The following is a 1,549-nucleotide window of genomic DNA, read 5'->3' as shown; positions in this document are numbered from 1 at the left end:
GTCAACTAAGTTTTTCATTTCGTTTGCCGCGTTCTGCGTTATTGCATCGGCGACTTGTTCTATATTACACCTCTATAGTCTAATCGTCAACACCTTTTATTCAATTAATAATAAAAATAATTCCAAAGGTATTTTCTATATGAGTTTCAGTTATTCACTCTCTCTCATTCAATGAAAATAAGGAAAAGGACATCCTATGACATACAAAGCGTCCTTTTCCTTAAATATTATATACATGCTCTTATAAACTTTAACATTCTTCATTCTCTTTAACATTTCGATCGCCTAAGATAAATAAATCAATTAATTTACGCTTATCCGCCCATATCACTCCAAACAAAACTAAACTACCACCTATTACTATTCTCCACGTTAAAGATTCATTTAATAGAATAATTGAAGCAACAATACTTATTAACGGTAACGCATTTAAATATAATCCACTTACTGATGCTGAGACTGTCTCTAATGCTCTATTCCAAAACCAATACGCTAAAATTGTTGCCCCAACAACAAGATATATTACACTTATTCCAGCCTTCCATGTTTCAATCTTTGGCAAACCGTAATAAAAAGTTTCTACCATTGCAAATGGTAATAGAATAACAGCTCCAATAATTAAAGTTAATGTTGTAAAAACCTTGTTTGATAGATACTGTTCTTGTTTTGGCCTTTTCAGCAATACTGTATAGAAAGCAAATAAGAAAGTGCTTAATAAAATAAGGGTATCTCCTATTAAAGATACTTCTTGATCGACGTTACTAGATGGGATGGTAATAAGAAGTACTCCGGCAGCCCCCAATACAATACCGATCCAATAAGTAAGTTGAATTTTTTCTTTTAAAAAGAACGCTGAAAAAAGAATTGTAACTAAAGGTAACGCAGCATCAATAATACTAACATGCAATCCACTTGTTAAAGAAATACCGTAAGATGTGAACATAAAGTAACCAGCTACACCAGTAAAGGATAGTAAACTCATTCTTTTCCACGGCACTTGTTTATGTATAACCGATCTTTTTACTTGTTTAAATGAAAATAGTAAACAGATTCCACCCGCGAATAAAAGGCGAATAAATAACAAAGTAAATGGTTGAATAGATTCTAGCGCCCACTTTGTTGGTGCAATGGCTGTCCCCCATAGTATAACAGCCATTAATAACATGCATATCTCTTTCATAATCCTCCACACCCATCAAAAATATATGTTAACTATCTTAATTATAGATTTTTTCTTATGTGAAATCTCTTAAAAATGAAAAATGGTATGCAAAAAACAACTGAATAGCTATTTTCCACATACCATTTCCATATAAAAGGTAAAATATTTTTAGTCATCCTGCAACTCAATTTATAAAAAAAGGTAATTCTTACCTTAAAATAATATTCAAACGTATTACTTTATACCCTTTTACCCCGATCATAGTCCAACATTCATTTGAAACAATCTCTATTTCATTCTTTTCCCTCTTTAAGATGACTAAAGGTACATAGAATTATACACAAAAAAACCTAAGTCGAATCGACTTAGGTTTTTGCCTGGCAACGT

General features: G+C 31.8%; 1 protein-coding gene. It reads right to left on the bottom strand.

Translation table 11 applies throughout. The features are described 5' to 3' along the window. Positions 1-250: 250 nt before the first annotated feature. Entirely contained in the window at positions 251-1,180 is a 930-nt protein-coding gene (locus tag FS742_RS27080; RefSeq protein WP_144616453.1) for a DMT family transporter, read from the bottom strand. Positions 1,181-1,549: the final 369 nt, after the last annotated feature.

It is taken from the genome of Bacillus cereus, from assembly GCF_007678085.1.
GTDB classification, from domain to species: domain Bacteria; phylum Bacillota; class Bacilli; order Bacillales; family Bacillaceae_G; genus Bacillus_A; species Bacillus_A cereus_BE.
The sequence above is the reverse complement of the archived record's forward strand: the minus strand, read 5'-3'. Positions and strand labels throughout refer to the sequence as shown.

Coding starts and splice junctions, on each gene's coding strand:
- FS742_RS27080 (WP_144616453.1), bottom strand. CDS start 1,180: ATGAAAGAGATATGCATGTTATTAATGGCTGTTATACTATGGGGGACA.